This is a genomic window from Massilia sp. LMS1-1-1.1 (assembly GCF_040815535.1).
GTDB lineage: Bacteria > Pseudomonadota > Gammaproteobacteria > Burkholderiales > Burkholderiaceae_D > Janthinobacterium > Janthinobacterium aestuarii.
This window is the reverse complement of the sequence record NZ_JBFPNG010000012.1, coordinates 953,210-968,917: the sequence shown is the minus strand read 5'-3', so window position 1 is coordinate 968,917 and position 15,708 is coordinate 953,210. Positions and strand designations below refer to the sequence as shown.

General features: G+C 58.4%; 22 protein-coding genes and 1 tRNA gene. 5 read left to right on the top strand and 18 right to left on the bottom strand.

Features of this window, described 5'->3' with window-relative positions:
• Positions 1 to 112: 112 nt before the first annotated feature.
• The 8 genes from MRBLMS1_RS14520 to MRBLMS1_RS14485 all read right to left on the bottom strand — a co-directional run bounded on the left by MRBLMS1_RS14520 (position 113) and on the right by MRBLMS1_RS14485 (position 6,079).
• Positions 113 to 409 (bottom strand): hypothetical protein, encoded by a 297-nt coding sequence (locus MRBLMS1_RS14520; RefSeq protein ID WP_485879943.1) that lies wholly within the window; start codon positions 407 to 409, stop codon positions 113 to 115.
• Between the two features lie 14 nt (positions 410 to 423).
• Positions 424 to 1,608 carry a structural protein gene (locus tag MRBLMS1_RS14515; protein WP_485879941.1) on the bottom strand — a complete coding sequence of 395 codons (1,185 nt, stop codon included), beginning with the start codon at positions 1,606 to 1,608 and terminating at the stop codon, positions 424 to 426.
• A complete protein-coding gene (locus MRBLMS1_RS14510; RefSeq protein WP_485879939.1) occupies positions 1,609 to 2,976 on the bottom strand; it encodes a DUF4055 domain-containing protein in 1,368 nt (455 codons plus the stop codon).
• Between the two features lie 14 nt (positions 2,977 to 2,990).
• The gene (locus MRBLMS1_RS14505; RefSeq protein ID WP_338678927.1) at positions 2,991 to 4,271 is read right to left on the bottom strand and encodes a terminase large subunit domain-containing protein; all 1,281 of its coding nucleotides are present in this window, start codon (positions 4,269 to 4,271) and stop codon (positions 2,991 to 2,993) included.
• Positions 4,258 to 4,719: a DUF2280 domain-containing protein gene (locus tag MRBLMS1_RS14500; RefSeq protein WP_139089442.1), complete on the bottom strand. Its 462-nt coding sequence runs from the start codon at positions 4,717 to 4,719 to the stop codon at positions 4,258 to 4,260. The genes MRBLMS1_RS14505 and MRBLMS1_RS14500 overlap by 14 nt, the downstream gene beginning before the upstream one ends.
• Positions 4,720 to 4,749: 30 nt before the next feature.
• Positions 4,750 to 5,391, bottom strand: a complete 642-nt coding sequence (locus tag MRBLMS1_RS14495) for a putative metallopeptidase (RefSeq protein WP_485879937.1) — start codon at positions 5,389 to 5,391, stop codon at positions 4,750 to 4,752.
• Between the two features lie 6 nt (positions 5,392 to 5,397).
• Complete coding sequence (locus tag MRBLMS1_RS14490) at positions 5,398 to 5,568, bottom strand: HNH endonuclease (RefSeq protein ID WP_485880095.1); 171 nt, start codon at positions 5,566 to 5,568, stop codon at positions 5,398 to 5,400.
• A 265-nt stretch (positions 5,569 to 5,833) separates the two neighbouring features.
• Positions 5,834 to 6,079, bottom strand: a complete 246-nt coding sequence (locus tag MRBLMS1_RS14485; RefSeq protein WP_485879935.1) for a hypothetical protein — start codon at positions 6,077 to 6,079, stop codon at positions 5,834 to 5,836.
• Positions 6,080 to 6,274: 195 nt separating this feature from the next.
• Here MRBLMS1_RS14485 and MRBLMS1_RS14480 point away from each other — a divergent pair, with 195 nt between their 5' ends.
• A complete protein-coding gene (locus MRBLMS1_RS14480; RefSeq protein WP_485879933.1) occupies positions 6,275 to 6,901 on the top strand; it encodes a DUF6988 family protein in 627 nt (208 codons plus the stop codon).
• Between the two features lie 39 nt (positions 6,902 to 6,940).
• Here MRBLMS1_RS14480 and MRBLMS1_RS14475 read toward each other — a convergent pair.
• The 5 genes from MRBLMS1_RS14475 to MRBLMS1_RS14455 form a co-directional block, all read right to left on the bottom strand.
• A tRNA-Gly gene (locus MRBLMS1_RS14475) sits at positions 6,941 to 7,014 on the bottom strand.
• A 569-nt stretch (positions 7,015 to 7,583) separates the two neighbouring features.
• Positions 7,584 to 7,778: a hypothetical protein gene (locus MRBLMS1_RS14470; RefSeq protein WP_485879931.1), complete on the bottom strand. Its 195-nt coding sequence runs from the start codon at positions 7,776 to 7,778 to the stop codon at positions 7,584 to 7,586.
• 612 nt (positions 7,779 to 8,390) lie between these two features.
• Complete coding sequence (locus MRBLMS1_RS14465; protein WP_485879929.1) at positions 8,391 to 8,933, bottom strand: hypothetical protein; 543 nt, start codon at positions 8,931 to 8,933, stop codon at positions 8,391 to 8,393.
• Between the two features lie 77 nt (positions 8,934 to 9,010).
• On the bottom strand, positions 9,011 to 9,436 hold the full coding sequence (locus MRBLMS1_RS14460) for a hypothetical protein (RefSeq protein WP_485879927.1): 426 nt from the start codon (positions 9,434 to 9,436) through the stop codon (positions 9,011 to 9,013).
• Positions 9,433 to 9,864 carry a RusA family crossover junction endodeoxyribonuclease gene (locus MRBLMS1_RS14455; protein WP_485879925.1) on the bottom strand — a complete coding sequence of 144 codons (432 nt, stop codon included), beginning with the start codon at positions 9,862 to 9,864 and terminating at the stop codon, positions 9,433 to 9,435. Before MRBLMS1_RS14455 ends, MRBLMS1_RS14460 begins: the two co-directional genes overlap by 4 nt.
• A gap of 95 nt (positions 9,865 to 9,959) precedes the next feature.
• Here MRBLMS1_RS14455 and MRBLMS1_RS14450 point away from each other — a divergent pair, with 95 nt between their 5' ends.
• Together MRBLMS1_RS14450 and MRBLMS1_RS14445 are read left to right on the top strand one after the other, a co-directional pair.
• The gene (locus MRBLMS1_RS14450) at positions 9,960 to 10,202 is read left to right on the top strand and encodes a hypothetical protein (protein ID WP_485879923.1); all 243 of its coding nucleotides are present in this window, start codon (positions 9,960 to 9,962) and stop codon (positions 10,200 to 10,202) included.
• A gap of 5 nt (positions 10,203 to 10,207) precedes the next feature.
• The gene (locus tag MRBLMS1_RS14445) at positions 10,208 to 10,447 is read left to right on the top strand and encodes a hypothetical protein (RefSeq protein ID WP_485879921.1); all 240 of its coding nucleotides are present in this window, start codon (positions 10,208 to 10,210) and stop codon (positions 10,445 to 10,447) included.
• Positions 10,448 to 10,489: 42 nt separating this feature from the next.
• Here MRBLMS1_RS14445 and MRBLMS1_RS14440 read toward each other — a convergent pair whose 3' ends face one another.
• The 3 genes from MRBLMS1_RS14440 to MRBLMS1_RS14430 all read right to left on the bottom strand — a co-directional run bounded on the left by MRBLMS1_RS14440 (position 10,490) and on the right by MRBLMS1_RS14430 (position 12,780).
• Positions 10,490 to 11,305 carry a hypothetical protein gene (locus tag MRBLMS1_RS14440; protein WP_485879919.1) on the bottom strand — a complete coding sequence of 272 codons (816 nt, stop codon included), beginning with the start codon at positions 11,303 to 11,305 and terminating at the stop codon, positions 10,490 to 10,492.
• Positions 11,302 to 12,201: a hypothetical protein gene (locus MRBLMS1_RS14435; protein WP_485879917.1), complete on the bottom strand. Its 900-nt coding sequence runs from the start codon at positions 12,199 to 12,201 to the stop codon at positions 11,302 to 11,304. The genes MRBLMS1_RS14440 and MRBLMS1_RS14435 overlap by 4 nt, the downstream gene beginning before the upstream one ends.
• Before the next feature lie 105 nt (positions 12,202 to 12,306).
• Complete coding sequence (locus MRBLMS1_RS14430) at positions 12,307 to 12,780, bottom strand: nuclease domain-containing protein (RefSeq protein ID WP_485879915.1); 474 nt, start codon at positions 12,778 to 12,780, stop codon at positions 12,307 to 12,309.
• Positions 12,781 to 12,851: 71 nt separating this feature from the next.
• On the opposite strand from MRBLMS1_RS14430, the gene MRBLMS1_RS14425 reads away from it, so the two are divergent.
• Positions 12,852 to 13,475 carry a hypothetical protein gene (locus MRBLMS1_RS14425; RefSeq protein WP_485879913.1) on the top strand — a complete coding sequence of 208 codons (624 nt, stop codon included), beginning with the start codon at positions 12,852 to 12,854 and terminating at the stop codon, positions 13,473 to 13,475.
• A gap of 110 nt (positions 13,476 to 13,585) precedes the next feature.
• Here the strand turns inward: MRBLMS1_RS14425 and MRBLMS1_RS14420 are convergent, their stop codons facing one another.
• Positions 13,586 to 14,578: a phosphoadenosine phosphosulfate reductase domain-containing protein gene (locus tag MRBLMS1_RS14420; RefSeq protein ID WP_485879911.1), complete on the bottom strand. Its 993-nt coding sequence runs from the start codon at positions 14,576 to 14,578 to the stop codon at positions 13,586 to 13,588.
• A gap of 29 nt (positions 14,579 to 14,607) precedes the next feature.
• On the opposite strand from MRBLMS1_RS14420, the gene MRBLMS1_RS14415 reads away from it, so the two are divergent.
• Positions 14,608 to 15,261, top strand: a complete 654-nt coding sequence (locus tag MRBLMS1_RS14415) for a DUF4145 domain-containing protein (protein WP_485879909.1) — start codon at positions 14,608 to 14,610, stop codon at positions 15,259 to 15,261.
• A gap of 14 nt (positions 15,262 to 15,275) precedes the next feature.
• Here MRBLMS1_RS14415 and MRBLMS1_RS14410 read toward each other — a convergent pair whose 3' ends face one another.
• A complete protein-coding gene (locus MRBLMS1_RS14410) occupies positions 15,276 to 15,701 on the bottom strand; it encodes a hypothetical protein (protein WP_485879907.1) in 426 nt (141 codons plus the stop codon).
• Positions 15,702 to 15,708: the final 7 nt, after the last annotated feature.

Below are 15,708 nucleotides of genomic sequence, written 5' to 3'. Positions count from 1 at the left end.
TTCCGGCCGTGCGCCGCGTCGCGTCCGCTTGCGGCATAAAAAAAGCCGCCTGGTTGCCCGGGCGGCTTCAAAGTTCGTTGAAATTTTTGCAATTTACTCTAGGGATGACCTCTCACGGCAACACGAACGGCGCGCAAAACCGGGTGGTTCGAGTGCCATCAATCCGATCCTCAATGCTTACGGGACTTGCTGACACGAGGTCATACATGGCGCCATCAATGGATGCTCTGAAATTGGCATCCAGCCTCAGTCGCCACATTGCGACAGCAATAACATCCTTCAGCCCGATCAATGAAAACATGACCCGATCGCCATCTCGCACCACATCCTCTGGCTCGAGCTGTTCAAACTCCCCGTCATCAAAGGCGAGGAGTATCAAGTTTGCGGGAATGCCTTGTGTCGATATCATGTGCTGATCGTACGCTATTTCGCGTACTTGGCGGCCAGTTCCTCCAAGGTTAGCTTGCGCCCCTTGAGATTCATCAGGTCATTCAGCGTGATCTTGCCCGCCTCGTACATCTCGGCGCGGCCTGGACCCAAGTATTCCGCCCGCCAGGCCTTATCCTTGCTGGCCAGGAAGTCCTTGAAGTTCATCTTGCTGCTGACCGCCCCGCCGTCGCTCGGGCGTGTGCTCTCGCCCGGCTCGTCCAGCTCGATGCCCAGGTCCGCAAACGTCTTGGTGCGCGTGCTGAGCACGCAGCGGCAGCTGAAATGAATGGCGCCAGGCCCGCCCGCCCACTCGTGGGTATGGTTGATCGGCTCTTGCTCGTGCAGCGAGTACTCGTGCAGGTCACGCATGGCGCACAGCAGGCAAGTGTGCGAATCAAGCGTCGACAGCCACACCAGGCACTCGATCAGGTCGTCGTTCTGCTGAAAAGACACTAGGCGCGCGGCGTTGGCCACGGCCTGCACCGAGCTGTGCACCAGTGCACGCGCATTTGCAGCTGACGTTTTCAAGATGCCCTGCTCGCCCGGCGCAACAGGATCCGGCGCAGGCGCTAGCCCCTTGGCTGCCGGGGCCGCTGGTGCACCTGGTGTCCCGGCCGGCATCGGCGGCGTGGCAGGCGTGCTTGGCGTCAGATCGGCCGCCTTCGCACTCTTACCCAGTACACGCGACACAATCTGCGACGTCGTTTCGCCCTGTGCCGCGCCGAGCCGCACCTGGCTGGCGAATCGAAACTGCGTATCGAGCGCCTGGCGCTTCCACCAGTCCGCTGACGAGGCGCCCTTAATCAGGGTGTCGCCGACGAGCTTTTCGAGGTAGGTGGCCGGCGGCAGCTTTGCGCCCAGCTCGATCTTGAGGCCCTGCGTCAGCACCTTGGCCGTGTATTCGGCCTCGATGCGCACCATGCCGGTCAGGTTGCGGGTCATTTCGGCCTGCATACCGGTGTAATGAGACGAAATCAGCGCATTCGACTCGCGCAGCAGCGCGCCCAGGCGCTGCTTGCCGTAGGTCGAAATCTCGCCCTCGTGCAGCTTGGCCGTCAATTCCTTCGACATGGCGGCCATCAGCAACAGGATCTTATCCTGGGTGCCGGCCGAGAACCGTAGCAGGTTCAGGGAGTGCGTCAGGAACATCTCGGCAATCCACTCTTCGAGCGCGCCCATTTATTGCCCCGTCAGGTCAGGTGGCGCGGACTGGATGCGCTCCTGCTCATCCTCCCATTTCAAATCTGGCGACACGATGCCGCGGCGCTGTAGTTCGTTGAAATAAGTTTCACCGGAAATCCGGTTATTGGCCACGCTCTTGAACAGCAACTCGGCACTGGCCTCGGCCAGCGACGCAGCGCCGAAGTCCTTGAAAATGGTGATGTGACCGCCTTCAGCTTCATTCACCCATTCGGCCATCAGCTGCAGCGCCTGGTCGCCTGCGTCTTCGACGTTGCCCGCGATCTTCTGCAGCGCGCATGCGCCCTGCTCGTTATCGGCCAGCGTCTGCGATTCGGTCACATTGCCCGGTTTGATCACCAACAGCTCAGCGCCGGCCTGGCGCATACGGTCTTCCAGATCGAGAATGGACAGACGTCCGGCCTCGATGGCCTTGCCGCCGTGCTCCACGAATTTCAGGTCGCCTTCGGGCGATTCCGACTTGACCGCGCTGCCGGCGCCGACGGTGATGCCGCCCTCGCCCAGCATCTTGGCAAACAGGATCGGCACGCGCGCGACGTGCAGGATGTTCTGCTGGTCGCTCTTGCTCTGCCAGTGCTCGACGTTGCTGTGCGCCAGCTCGAGCAGCGGCGGCGTGGCCTGCATGTAGCCCAGGCGCTTGCCGTAGACGGGCACGAACGCGATGCGCTTCAGTGTGGTGACGCCCTCCTCATGCAGGAACCATTCTTTCTTCCCATTGGCCTCGCGCTGACGCCAGGTCTGCCAGGTGCCGCGCCCCAGGACGCGCACCTGCTCAATTTCCTTGGTGTCGAAGTCGCCATCCGGTTCGGACACGCTTTCCAGCAACCGCAGCTGGGTCAAGCCTTCCAGGCTGGTGGCGTTCTTCGGCAGCCAGCCCAGGATGTTCTGCACGTGCACCTGGACGAAGTACGGGCGCACGCCGGCGGCTTGCTCGTCTGCCTTCGTGACCAAGTTGCCAGCCTTGGGGAAGTCGACCAGGATGCCCGAGAAGCCGTAGCCCATGGCCTCTTGGGTAATTTCCGACAGAAAGCTATGAAGGTCACGGCCGGACAAGTCGACATTTTGCAGCCAGGGCTTTAGCCGTTCCGGCACATCCTCGCCCAGCGTCACCGGCTTGCTGAATGGCTTGGCCGATAGCACGTCAATGGTGCGGGCGTAGGCCGGGAACAGCGTGGCCACAGCCAGCCGAAGGTCGTAGCTCTCGCTGTCCTCGCCCGGCCACTGCGGCAAATACGTCTTGCCGGCGGCCCGCATAGCCTTGGTGCCGCCCAGCAGCGCGGCTACCAGGGCGCAATCCTCATTCAGCTTTGCGGCTTCGGCTGATTGTTTGCGTACGGCGTCGGTCATGGAAATCCTTGTTGTTACATGCGCAGCGGCGCGGTGGTCGTCGTGCTCTTCACGATCGGGTAGCGCTTCACGAGGAAGTAGCCATTCGCATCGTTCGGGTGGTCATGGCCAGACTTCTTATCCGGCTGGCCGTCGGCGCCCCATACCTGCTGCTCCAGCGCCTCGGTGGTCGTCGGGCACTGGTCGGTGTTGATCTTCCAGCGGCGCTCGCCCTGGGCGTTCAGGATCATGCCGTTGTAGGCGTTGACCCTGTCCTTGACCGCTGGGTTTGAGTGGTTCACTTCGAGCAGGAAGCCCGCCTGGCGCAAAATAGACAGATCGGACTCGCTCGCGTTCTTGCTGCTGGTGTTCTGGCCGGACGCATCCGGGAAAATCTTCACCTGGTGGCCCTTGTCCTTGAAGTCCTCCGTCAGGATCCTAGCCATGGCCGGCGTATCGCGCACTTTCACACGCTCGGCCAGTGTCATCGGCTGGCCCTCGCGGACCACGTTGATGCACGCCGTCATGTTCAGCACGTTGAAGTCGAGGCCTACCTGCAGCGGCTCGCCAGGCAGGATGATCTGCGTCGTGCGGTTCTTGAAGCGGTCGAAGTCCGGATAGACCGAGCCGCTGGTCAGGTTGGTGAACTTGCCGCGCAGGTAGGCATCGATCAGCGCCGGCGGGTAGCTGGCCAGCAGCGACGGGATGTAGTCGGCTGGCAGGTTGAGCTCATTGTCGAACGTGCTGGCCTGGATCAGACCGTACAGCGTCGCCAGCGCGGGCTTGTCGCGCACCGCCTTCACGAACTGCTGATAGACGAACTTGAAGCCCTCCGGCGTGGTGGTCACGTCGATGCCGTTAAGCAGGCCCGGCACGTTGTAGCGCATCCGCGCGATGATCTTGCGCCAAGCCGTCTGCGCCTTGAGCATCGGCATCACGTCAAGCTCATCGATCAGCGCGTGGCCAATCTTGAAGCCCACGATAGTTTCCGGCTTCTCCATCGAGCGGCAGATGACGGTGCCGCGATATAGACGCCCTTCGTAGACCTCGACCTCGTGGTCACCCTGCTTCACCTTGATGCGCAAGCCCATCGCATAGGCCACCTCGTCCATCGTGGGATAGAAGATGTCGCGAATCTGCGGATAGGTCGGCGCGAAGTAACCCTGGCTGATGCCTGGCCACTGCCAAAAATGCATGCAGATGCCGACGCAGCCCACAAAGGTCTTGCCGGACCCGAAGCCCGCTACATACGCCTTGTACTTGTGCGGCAGGTTCAGGAATGCAGCCTGCGGGATATTCAGGTCAAGTTGGGTCATCGTTCTTTCGCGCCCCATCCTTGACGCCGATGATGATTTGCACGGGTGTTGGCAGTTGATCGTTCGGCTCGGCCTTGCCTTTATTGACGTAAATGTCGCCCACTTCCTTGGCAGCCTGCTCGTAGAGACTGGCCACCAGCGGCAAGTTGCGCATGCTCTCGGCCTTCTGCGCCAGCCGGGCCAGGCCGCGCAGGCGAAATGCCTTGCTGGCGATCGGGATTTCCTCGGCAGTGGCGCGGAACTTGGCGCGCGTCTCTTCGAAGATCGTGCGCCATTTCAGACTCAGGTTACGGCCGACGTACGTGTTCGGGTCGTAGCAGGACACCTGCTGGCGGCTCACATCGAGACCGAATTCCTCTTTTACCGCTATCGAAACCTGCGTCGGCGAGTCGAAACATGCCAGCGCGGTGACGACGTACAGCTTCACCTCGTCCTTGAGTGCGGCCATGTTTTAGTTTCCTGTAAAGCAACGTAAAGGCTACGCAGCCTTTAGAAGACACGTTCCGCACGCCCTCGCTATGTTGATTTTTGCCACTTCTGGCGCCGTCTTTGCTGCGTCGATGATGCGCTGCACGTCCTCGCTTGCGCCGTAACGCCGGACCACGCCGACAAACTCTTCGACGTCATGTGCACGCATGCACAGCTTCGGCAATCCGTACTTGTTGAATGCCGGCGCGCCGAACTCGTCGTGCTCTTGGGCGATGTGATAAAGCTCGTGATCGAGCAGCGCGCAAAACTCTGCGTCGCTGCAAGTCAGGCAGTAGGCGGCGTCCAAGGTAATCAGGTAGTCGGGCACCGCGCCAAACCAGTCTGCCATCTGCTGTTGCTGGCGGCCCTTTTGCCACGGCCCGCAACGGAACGTCACCTCCTCGCACTGGCCCAGCACGGTGCGGCCGGCTTTGCTGAAGCCGTGCGGTGCCCACAGGAACTGCACATCTGCATATTCCAGGTGGGCGTGGTCTTCGTTGTAGAGCGCGCCGCCTTCGGTGAGGATGGTTGCGCGTGCCCACTTGAGCACCTCGGGCGCGGGCAGATAGCGACTGTGAAGCAGGTCGGTGAATTCTGCCGGCGGAACCGGGCGCGCAGATGTTGACGCAGCGGAATTGCGGCTTTTCTTCATTCCGACCTACCCCGCTATCTCAATCCCGGCAGCCTTGGCCTTGTTGCATGGCCAACAGAGCACACGCAAGTTCGACGGCTCCAATTGAAGATGCCTGTACTTCGAGCGCGGCAGAATGTGATCTATATTCAAAGTTTCCTGTGACTTGCACTTGACGCAAATACGACCATCGCGCATGAAGACCATCTCGCGGACTGCTCGCCACTCAGGACTGCGATAGAACCGCTCTCGTTCGCTCATCGTCGTTCTGCGTTTCTTCTGCGCAGGTACTGGGCGGCACTCCTCCGGCGCTGGAATACCCGCAAGTCGCCTGGCGTTCTCGGCTCTCGCCAGCGCTTCCCGCTCCCGAAGAGCTGCGCCAGTCGACTCGAACCACCTTTCGTAGTCCGTCTTTTTCGGGGATCGTGCCATTTGGCCCTGCCTAATTCATGTTTCCGGCCAATTAAGCGCCGTCGACGTCGAGCATCACGGGCGGCATCGTTGCGCCCACTACCCACAGCTGGACTGCGCCGCCGGCGTTCAGCACGGCCAACTCTTCGGCATCTGGGCGCCAGTACGACACCACGGCAGCCAGATCTCCCACGTGCGTGCGTGCGATCGGCAGCGCGTTGCATGGCAGCTCGGCTTGATCCCAGCCTGCAGGCGCGCCGAGCACGCCGTTGTTTGATGAGTGCTGGATTTTCTGCATGTCGGCTTTCGATGTGTCACCGCCCGCCCCCAGCATGCGCCGCGGTGCATCGCGGCTGGAGTCCTCTGGATCTTTGCTACGTCGGTGAGCTGCGCCCGTTTTGTAAGCCCTGCCACTGGAGCGCGCTGGCTAGTGTTCGATGTTACGATTTGGCCCTACACATACTCGGCCAAATGGCGCCGCGGAGGTCTGTCCTTGAAAGATAAAAATCTAGAGCTCGCAATCGAGCAGTCCGCCGCAATCTCACTTTCTTTGCAAGAAATGCTTGGCGAGCATGGCAACCTCGACCGCCGTGAATATTTAGCAATGGCCTACCTAAACCTGGCACTGGATCATCGTGAAGCGCTCTTGCTGCTGGTAAAGGTCGGTGCCTTCGCCAGCGCAACCGCGCTACAACGCTCGTTGCTTGAGGCTACCGTAAGTGGCATATGGATCGATTTATGCGCATCAGATAATCAAGTCGACCAAGTATTGAAGATTGAACGCCCACCGCCGCCTTTCGAGAGAATGGCAGAGAAACTACGAACTTCTCACCACCTCGGAGAATGGTTTGAGGTTTTCAAAAGTCATTACAAGATTTTAAATGACTATACGCACGGCCATAGCCGCCAGATCTCAAGATGGCTGAGCTCTGGTTGTGCGGGACCTAGTTATGACGCGGGTCAAATGATCGAGACACTTCACCACTCGGATTTAGTCGGCCTATTAGCGGCAGTTCAGCGCGAAAAAATCTTCGGCCGTCCGATCGGTCCTCTTTCTGATCTGCTTAAAACCGTCTTGGAGCGATCACGCATCGCAAAAGCAACTCCGGCAGCGCCGTAAGGCACCGGTGGTAGCGCCCAGTATGCCGGGCGGGTAAGTTGGAGCGGGCGGCGGGAATCGAACCCTCGTGGAAAGCTTGGAAGGCTTCTGCTCTGCCATTGAGCTGCGCCCGCGAAATCTGGAGCCGGGTTACAGCGTCCCGGAGTCGGTTTGGCGCGCAGCCTCGCGGCGGCACCCGACTGATTGGTTTGCTTGGTTGCTTGATCGCTACTTCACGGCGCACCTCCTTTTCAGGCCTGCGGCGGCATGATCGCGCGCGCATCCGGCCAGTTCAGTTTCGTTCGTCATCCTCGGCCTGCGTCTGGCGCTCCGCAGCAATCAAGGTCCAGCCCAGCTCGCGGCGCACCTCTTCTCGCCTGGGCAGGGGGTCCGGTGCCGGCGTACGGCGCACCAAGTATTCCCAAGCCAAGCCTCGAAAGTGGCGCCCAATATGCAAATTTGGGTTAAACGCTGCCAATGATATAGAGGGAATAATTATGTTTTTCGTTGCTTGAGCCAAAGTTTAACAAACAAAAAATTCAAAAAAACCCGCTGTGAGCGGGTTGAAATTTTTATCTATTCTTACTGTAGATGGCGAGCCAAGTTTCGGCTTAGTGCGAGACCTAGGGAGTACAACTTAAATAAAAATAGCTCCTGATTTTATAATACATTATCAATTATTCAAATATAAAATAATTGCCAATTAAATTAATTTATTAATGTGATCGAAAATTTCTTTTTTTGAAACACCGCTAATTGAAAAGTTAATTTTCTTATCCTGGGGCGATGGACTTGCTTGCAGACTTCCTGCAAAATCCTCGCCCAGAATTTTACCTAACTCTGCGACTGAGATATCGCTAACTTGAATTGAGTATTTCTCATCTGGATTAATATCCAATCGACCACTACCGTTACATCTAGTAGTACACGGGCCGTATGGCTCTTGATAAAGTGCAACGCAGCCATTTGGGCAAGAAATGGTGCATGTGGAGTGCCCAGGAGCAGTACATGTTGACATGGCAGACCTCTACATTTAGCGAAAGCGCGCCTTCGCGATAGCGCGAGTATTGCTTTTGCAACGCTCTTAGAGGATGCTACTTCTCCACCAATTCGATTCCTTGATAAAAATCTAAATTACTAGATTTGATCAATAAATAAATTAAAAATCATTCTTAGCCAAACTCAACTTCCATGAAATATCTTGCTGCTGCTTTGCATCCACAACCAATCGTTTGGTCTAACGATGCGCGAAGTCAACAGTAAAACGAAAAACGAAAAACGAAAAAGCCACCCATGAGGTGGCTTATTTTTTGCTCCCACGACTATAACGCGTAGTGAGCGGCAAATTCAAGGCGTGCAGGTACGGCGCTGGGTCCGGGTACTGTCGCGAGTTCCAGCTATCGGTGGCGCGAAGCGCACATTACGATTTCCGGAAGAATTTTCTTGAACTGAGGATTGAAGTATACCGCAGAAATACTGTTTGTAAACACAGGCTTAAAGAAAACTTGCGCTACATGTCTCCGCCGCGTAACAAGCCGCCCGCCCGGCCAGAATGACTGTCGTGAATTGAGCTCAGCTCGCTGACCATATCCTTGACGCGCTCCAGCTCCAGGCCAGCCACACCGTACACTGCCGCGACGCCGGTTCCTTTGCACGACGTGCACAGTCCATTCCCCAGCAGCACCTTGACACCAGTGCCACTGCAGCCCTTGCACGTGCCGTCGAGCCAGTGCGCCAGCGACTTCTCAGCTACGCGCCGGTAAAGCGCTTGTGCCGCTGCCGCATCCCAAGCTGTATTTTCTGGCACCCAGCGGCGGAACCGCCCGCGCTTGATAACTTCGGCGGTCCAGATGCGCAGCAGCTGGGCCAGGTTCTGCTGGTTGCCCTCGAACATGCGGTTGAGCGTTCCGTCGGCGTACTTCACGCGGCACAGCAGCGCGCCAATGTCACCAGCCAGCGCCGCGGCGGCCAGCGGATCCGTCTGGTGGTGAAGCGCGTCGTCCATCAGGTTGCTCGAACCTATCGATGCAATGTAGCGGTCTGTAAAGCCCATGTCTTACCTTTCATTTTGTATGCGAACGTTAACACCCTTTTTTGCCCTGTGCTAGCCCTGCCAATCACTACCGCCACTCATACGCGCAGCACGCCGGTCCGGTTGAATTCGCGCACGGCCGCCATCGACGCGCGCGCAATGTCGACGTTCGACGCGCCACGCAGGAAGACCATGGTCTTGCCGACGCCCTCGCGCAGCACGCGCATTTCATCGCCGTTGACGCCGAAGCTGCCCGTGCGCTGGGCGCGCGCCTGGATCTCGGCAATTGCCTCGACCATGGCCTGAGCCACCGGCAGGATGTCGTGGCCTGCTGGCGCAATGCGGCGCGCCATATCGGCGTTGCTCAGCAGGTCGTAGACGTGCTGGTCCTGAAAGTGGCCCTTGCCCATGGCCTCGCTGGCCTGGAAGCCTGGCATTTCGAAGGCAATGTCTCGGCGCGCGCCAGGCGGCAGCACGGCCGGCTTCGGGATGTACCGTTTGCGCGGCTTCTTGTTGGCGCTCACGCTGCGGCCCCCGACAGCTCCTGGGCCATCACGCTCGCTTGTGGCGTTTCGGAATACCTCTTCTGCAGAGTAATGCTGACCACTTGAGCGTCGTCGCGCCACACGATGCCGTTGCAGCCGTCCTTTATGCCCTTGAGCACGTTATCGGCATCCGGCTTTTTCGTGGCATGAATGGCGCCTGCTAAAGCCAAGGCACGTCGTTTGGACGACCAGCTGGCCGGTATTTGCAAGCCAAGCTTTATGACTAAATCAATCGGCGCCGCACTAGGTGCCGCGCCGGCCATGGCTGCGGTAGCAGCCATCTTGACCAGATTTTCATAACTAGCCGTCTTGGCTGGCGTGTAGGCCACTACCGCTTTACCGTGCCTGGCAAATTTGGGGCGGCCCTTGGCAACCGGCTGGCCGGGAATAACAAAAGTCACGTTCATAGAATCCTCAAAAAATAGTGCCTCGGCCTATGTGTTGAAACGCACAGACCATCAAACGCTTTAACCTCAAAATTTATGAAACAACAAGGAAATATATGGACAACACACTGCTTACCCGCCTCGCGCAATACGGAAAATTCACCATCGAAGCTACGGCTCTCAAACTGGAATCAGTTTGGTATCCGCAGTACCGAATCCTTGGCCATAAAAGTGAACACAAGCCTGCTCTGCGTGGACCTCTTTCAACGGACAGCTACCTTTGCGGTGAAGTAGCAATCGATATCGCCGTTCAGCGTGCCATGTTCGATTTGGAGTTCGGTGAAACCCTGCCGGCATAAATCCCATGAAAATTCATCCTTTTACATCCAGCCGACCAGTCGGCCTCAAGTACGAGACTGAGGGGTTGCTGCGCAGTCTTTACCGTGATCTCGACAAATCACTGCCTCCGTTCGAACTTGCAATTGCTAATGGTGATCGGATTAAGGCAATCGGCTTGCAATCACACATCGACTTCGTATGCGCCGCCATGCTTGTGATCTACGAAAAAAGGAACTTATTGCTTCGCCGTCAATTCGCGACGTAAATTCGCTCACAGCCCCTCTACTCGATTTATAGGTCGAAGACGTCACTTCGTAGCGGCCATGGCCCTTGCGCAGTGCGGCGGTGCCTCTAGCAAATCCTGAGCGGCATTCGCGCTTGTCGGGCCGGGTGCATTTCTGCCGCCAGCCAGGTAGAGCTGCATGCGCTCGGCGGTCGACCGCTTGAATTCTTCGTCCGCCAGGCGCTGCTGCTCGACACGCTCCAAGCGCGCCGCCTCCTTTGCGGCCGCGCCGTCAGCAATCATTTTTTTGATTGCAGCGAGTTGCTCGCGTGCGGCATCGTCCGGCGTCTGGTCCTGCTTGCCCTGCAGCAGGCCCGCCACAGCCGGCGCCGGCAGCAGCCCTGCCCTCACCGCATTGCCCAGCACCTCGACGTGGCGCGCCTTGTCCCAGCCCACGGATGCCAGCCACTCGGCCGGGCGCAGTTCCAGGCGGGCCGCGGCAACGATGCGCTCGTACGCCTCCAGGAACGGCTTGCGCGCGCTGATGGCGCCGCTGGAGTCGAGCACCGGCCGGCAGATGCGGAAGGCCTCGGCGATTTCGGTCGTCCAGACCACGCTGGCCATTTCGTCCTGGCCGATCAGCGCGATTGCCCATGCCTCCTCGGCGCCCGGGCGGCCGTCCATGAGCTTGCAGCGCTTGGCGATGCCGGCCGGTACCGGTGCAAATTCGCCGTTCTCGTCGCGGTAGGCCTGCATGGCAGCCGCCACCGTACGCAGCGGATAGGGTTCAAGGTTGGCCAGCCAGGCGCGGGACATGGCAGGCTCCGGCAGCGGCTTGCCGTAGGCGGCCAGCGTCTCGGCCAGCAGCTGCATGAAGCGTGGCGCGTCTGCGGCGTTCATGCTGGCACCGCATCGATGATGTCGCCGGCCGGAGCGGCAGTACCCATCAGCTCGCGCATCACGCGGGCATTCGTCTGCTCGATCGACTCGTTGCCGGCGCTGGCGCGGGCCTGGCCAGCATCGTTTCGGATGAACCGGTCGATGTGGTCGGCATCGCGCAGGATCAGGCCCAGGCCGTTGTACTTCGTTTGGGCATCGTTCAGCCCCATGTTGTGCGGCGTCTTCGAGCAGCCACGAATGGCTTTGCAGATGTCGGCCGGCGAGTAGCCCTTGAGCGCCTTGGTGATCAACCGCTTGCGCTTGTCATCCAGAACCGACTTGGGCGAGTCCATGATTTTTTGCCAGTAGGCGAAAATCGTTTTCACGGGGTCGAGCTGGTTTTGCTCGACAAGGGGGTTTTCCTGTTCTTGCTTCTGTTCCTGTTCCTGTTCCTGTTCCTGGTTTCGAAACGGTTGGGGTAACGGTTCCGGAACGGTTCCAAAATCTTCCAGAATTTGGCGAGGAAAATGCTTCGAATGTATCCGGAGAGCCGCAGCCAGCAAGGGTTTCACGGTCGAGCGGTTTGGAATCTGCTCAAACAGGCGCCCAGCCGCAATGCCTTGGTTCGGGTTTTCGATTGGGTTCCACTTTAAGTAGGCGTGCAAGACAACCCATTTTGAGGCGTTATCACGGGTTGCGAAACCCTTCTCTAACAGTTCCGCAAACCCTTTCTCAACCCTTTCCGGCGACCATTTCAGGTCCTCGGAAACGTATCCGATTGGCAAATGGAAGCAGCCCAGGATGTTTGAGTGCGGACTCGTCAATAGATAAAGAGCAAGCATGCGCCCGGTGTCCGACATGCTGCTCGTGTCTTCGCTGGTCCAAAAAGTGGTTTGCACCTTGCCATAGTCACGCATGGCCACCCTCCTGCGCGCGCGCCGCGCCGAACAGCGCGGCCACCTGAGGGGTGCGCACGGTACCGGGAATCGCGCCCAGCACAAATTCACAGAAGTTAATTCGCGTCATGTGTGTTCCAAATTATGTTTTTGGTCACTGGGCGCTGCATCGAGCAGGCCCATCGACCGTAAAATTTTGTGTGTGGTACCGACGGCCGCGCGGAACGCAGCCTCCAGGCCGGCCAGCGACAGCTCAGCCGGGCGCGGGCGCCGGCCGTCGAGCACGTCGTGGCATGCGCTGCAGCCGAACGCGGCGGCAGTGTCCGGCGCCTTCAAGCCCATGCCCTTGCCGTCGGCCAGAAAGTTCGAATGGCACAGCACGGTGGTGTCAGTGTCGAAATTGCAGACGGCCAGGCGCAGCGTGCAGTCCCGGCCGCGCGCGGCGCGCCGGATCGGTGTCGAGCGAGGGCCTTTGTTCTTCAAGCCGCTCTTGCGCTTCGATGCCGTGCGCTGGTGCGACTGCACGGAGAGCATGCCGGTGCTGGGCATGGGCGAGGTGCGTTTGAAGGGCGTGCGCGCCAAGGGTTTGCCGGGCTTCATAGGTGAGCGCTTCATTTCCCACCGCCAAGAGTCAACGTGTTACGATTCCGCCAATTAAATGGAAAAACTCCATGAAACTTACCCTGAAAACGAAACTTGCTGCGTTTGCCATCTGCGGAGCCATCGGCATTTCCGCCGTGTTGATTTCGAAGACAATTTCCCCGAGCGAATGGGCTGCTTGGGTTCAGGCTGTCGGCTCTATAGCTGCTTTGTTGATTACTGGTGGGCTGTTCCTGCTTCAGCGCGAAGTCGAGGACCAGAAGGCTGAGGATGCGCGCCTTCAAAGCAGAACGATTGCCGCGCAAAACGTCACGTCGGTAGCATTCCAAGCAGTACAGGCTATGTCTGACGCGGCGAACGAGCACGAGGCAGCCACAGAGCATGGCGCCTTTGAAGAAAGCGCCACGCGCCTTGATCATTTGCGAGCAGTTCTTGACTCGTTTATAACGCCAGCCACGGACCACGTTTGTGTAACTGCGTCGCTCCATCTGGGGCTTTTGCTTACCCAGGCACGAGCGGATTTTCAAAACCACAATCATAACTATGGAATGCTTGATCACATTCACACTCGCAGCGCTGAACGAGTCCGAAAGGCCGAGAAATTTCGCGATAGGCTGATTGATCACAAAAGCCGCCTTATTTCGAAGTGCAACGAACGTGGAATCATTCTCTCTGGCAATGACATCGATGTTTGAGAAGTTACAAAATACGCGAGCGCGAAGTAAATAACTTGTCTCGTCGATTCCTTGACTCATTTGGCACACCGGCAGTACTGATCCTGTAGACGCATGGGTAATGAATGCTCTCATTCGCAAAGTCCATAAGCAGAGCTGCACGCCGTTGGCTCGTCCAACGCAGTGAGCAGCGAAAATTGTTTGCCGCCGCGGCTCGTCTTCGACCACTCGACCACCGATTCGATGGTTGAAGCTTGTCCCGCGTGCGCCTTGGTGCCCATGTGGAAAAACGATACGGGCGAGCGCGGCCGGCATACTTCCGACACCAGAGCCTCCCATTCCGCGATTCGAGCAATGTGTTCGGGGAAACGGCGCGACACCTCGTGCAGCTCCCCTTTGCTGCAGTTGATGCAAGGCATGCAGCCGACGCGCGACATCCCTTGCTTGTAGAGCGGATTCGGCTCGATGCCGGCCAGCCGATGGGCCTCGAACACATCACCGACGTTCCAGCGCAAGATTGGCCGGTAAGTGAACAGGCCACCGCCAACCACTTCGAAGTGCTTGACGCACGCACCAGTGCCTTGCAGACGCTCGCGGCGCGACTGGCTTTCGTCGATCCGCACTCCCTGCCAGGACCAGATCGCATCGCATTCATGATCGATCAAATCCATTGCGAACTCCGTCAATGGCTTGGTCTTGAGATATTCCGTACAGAACTGCCTTTTGCGCGATGGGAAGCCGCCGCGCACCATGCATAGGTCCAGGTATGGGTTTCCAGATGGGTGTAGCAGCTCAAGCGCACGCTGTGCTGCCTCGACCGTCCAGTGATACATGAACTTGCGCTTCCCATACACGGCAGACTCCGGTTCGCCGGCCGCGATGCGCGCCAGGTTGGCGCGCTTGGTGGCGAATTCATCAGCGAAATCAGCACGCACCACGTCGACCTTGATGCCAAGGGCCGCTGGCAAGTAGTCCAGTGCATATTCCAGCGTGCTCTCGTGCTCATTGCCGGTATCGGCCATGACGAAACGGCACGCGGCTATACCGTGCAGCTCGAGCGCGAGAATAGCGGTTGCAGTGCTGTCCTTGCCGCCCGAAAGCGAAACCAAGTGGATTAGGCTCATGATAAGATTTCCTTTTGACAAGGAAATCTATGGCTACCATCGTTTACGATTGCCCGCATTGCGGGGCTAATAAAATGAGCTTCGCCATTCAAACGGAGTATGTTCGCCCCACAAATCCTCAGCAGCTTATTGTCGGTGCAACATGTGGTGGTTGCAATATGCCAATTACGGCCATGTTTAACTGTTCTGAAAACCTGACTATGCTCGGCTACAAGACTGCGAGTTACTCTGGAAACTTGATGGCGACGGGACATCGCCTTCGTCCCTATCAAGTATTTCCAGCCAGCACCTCGAACGAAGCGCCTGCGGATATTCCTGAGCCAGTTGCACGCGTATTTTTTCAGGCCGCCGCCTCTCTTAGAGGGCAACACTTCGACGCCGCATGTAGCATGTATCGCAAGACAATGGAGCTCGCTCTGAAGGCGTTTTCGCCAGATATCGAAGCCTGGAAGATCGAGAAGCGGATCGACCGACTGGCTAAAGAAAACAGAATTACCCCTGAGATCCAGGCTTGGGCGCACGAACTTAGGCTTGATGGAAACGATGCCGTACATAGCGACACTGAAGCGACCGAAGAAATGGCCAGCCAGATGCATGAGCTTTGTAAGTTCTTGCTTATTTATCTCTACACTTTGCCCGCGCAAGTCGAGGTTGCCAAACAGCGCCGGGCGGAGGCTCAATGAGCTATTAAACATGGTCAATCCTCCATCGCGCGCTTGATGCCAGCGCCATCAAGGCCAGCAGCCTTGCAGCCCAGGCGGGTGGCGTGGAAGTAGGTCATTTCGTTGGCGGCCCGGCCAGCCGTGGCCAGGCCCGCAGCCACCAGGCGCTGCATGGCCTCGTGCGCCTGTCCGCCGCCGGCGGCATAGTAGTTACGCCAGCCCCACTTGGATTTCGGGTATTGCTTCACCGCGCCCAGCATGTGCTGGAGCTTGGCGAAGTCGCCAGGCATGATTGCGTCGCGGACGGCCGCCAGCGCGCAGGCGGCGCATTTACCGTGCTGGGCCTGTTGCTTGGCGGTGCTGGCTTTGCCGCAGCCGCAGACCTTGCGGATCAACGAATAAGCGGGCGCTGCTTGGTTCGCCAGGTGGTGACGGGTAATTTGGGCGGGGTTGGCGATCATGATAAGA